Raw genomic sequence first — 1,513 nt, forward strand, 5'->3', positions numbered from 1 at the left:
TACCCACGAGCCTACATTTTTCAAGGGTTTTATAAATTTGGTTGCCCTTACCGCCGGTATAAACCCGACAATAAATTGACTGACATAATTAGGTAAACATTTTTGATGAAATGTTTTAGTTTATTTGCTTTTTTAATGTGTTGTGAATCCCATTAAAGGCTGGAGCAGAATGGTGTTTATGTCGCGCGATCATTCATTATTAAAGTTATTCAGAATAGATTAATTATTGAACCTATAATGTTGATCTGGGTACTTAAAAATTAGCTCCCCACAAGTTAAGTGGGGAAGTGATTAACAAGCGTAAGGAACCAAATGAGAATTTGGCAATCCATTGTAGATATCGATCGCTTCTTGCCCTTCTGCAATAAACTCAACATCAATAGGATCGGGTGGGTTATTGGGATCGTTATAATCTCCTTCTAAGAAAGCTTTATATTGCTCTAACACATATAAAAGTTGTTCTTTGGTCATAATGACTTGTTGTTCTTCGACGTATTCAGTACCTATAAAAACATAATTTCCAGTAATCAAAACCAAAACGCATTACCAACACTGAACATATCATCGGGGGCAGGGCTATTTTCCAAATCAATCAAGTTACTAATCCAGATATTGATTGAGTTTATTGAATATCAACTCTTAGCCAATCAGCAATTTCTCTCGCTCCAAAACCTAATATTCTTTGGTCGTCTGTAGATTTTACAAGCTTTCCACCCGTAGGAATAAAACTGGAGTCATCCCACCAGAATATAATTTTATCATTGTTGATATGTTACTTCATAATCATCACCTAATTCGGCTTGCAGCTTTTCTTTTAAAGATTGCCCCATTTCATTAAAGACCATTTCTTCTTCTGGAGTCGCAAATCCAGAAGTCAAAGGATCATCTAAATTTAATGTTTCATCATATTTATCTGACCAGCTATTAAGCTCATTTTTTAGTACATTACTTATTGGTAATGTATTAGGGTTAATATTTCCAACAGCATCATTTGAATTAAGCCATAGAGGATAACATTGATAATCAGCCATTAATTTTATTTTTTTCATTTAACACTCCCAGCGGGGTTAGCTCCTACAATAAAACCGTTATTACCAGTCGTTACAGCTATACGTTGTTTTTGCCCATTAATCAGAACTTCATAGATTGGACGTCCGGTTCCTTTCCCTTGATAACCAATTATCTTTCCTTTGGAAACCGCATCCATAACAACATCTGGTATTTGTGATTCTGAAACGCCTATTTTTGCAAAATCGTCAGCATGCTCTTTAATAATATGTTGAAGACCTGCAGATAGATTTCCTTTTTCAAGAAAAACTATTTTACCATTAGGCAGTTTTTCAACCCGTAAAACATTTTCAGGTGAAAATTTAACTCCATTATTGGACATTTCAGTAAGATATTGTTGATTTACCGTCCTCTTTTCAGCAACATTATTCCAATTAACCTCATCTAATTCAACCGTTACCGTTTCAATTTTATGATGTACTTTCGCTCTGACTTCAGTGCCAGT

2 protein-coding genes and 1 pseudogene are annotated in these 1,513 nt (G+C 34.7%); all 3 read right to left on the reverse strand.

Annotation, left to right across the window (positions count from 1 at the left end; genetic code table 11):
- Window positions 1–291: 291 nt before the first annotated feature.
- Window positions 292–531 carry a hypothetical protein gene (locus tag J3U36_RS11315; RefSeq protein ID WP_267379916.1) on the reverse strand — a complete coding sequence of 80 codons (240 nt, stop codon included), beginning with the start codon at window positions 529–531 and terminating at the stop codon, window positions 292–294.
- 227 nt (window positions 532–758) lie between these two features.
- Window positions 759–1,049: a hypothetical protein gene (locus tag J3U36_RS11320; RefSeq protein ID WP_267360334.1), complete on the reverse strand. Its 291-nt coding sequence runs from the start codon at window positions 1,047–1,049 to the stop codon at window positions 759–761.
- Window positions 1,046–1,513: pseudogene (locus tag J3U36_RS11325) on the reverse strand (hypothetical protein); the annotation flags it as partial. The pseudogene J3U36_RS11325 and the gene J3U36_RS11320, both read right to left, overlap by 4 nt.

It is taken from the genome of Gilliamella sp. B3817 (genome assembly GCF_026536705.1).
Classification (GTDB): Bacteria; Pseudomonadota; Gammaproteobacteria; order Enterobacterales; family Orbaceae; genus Gilliamella; species Gilliamella apicola_I.

What these genes read in the sequence shown, in the direction of transcription:
- J3U36_RS11320 (WP_267360334.1), bottom strand. Translation starts at nt 1,049, where the DNA reads ATGAAAAAAATAAAATTAATGGCTGATTATCAATGTTATCCTCTATGG.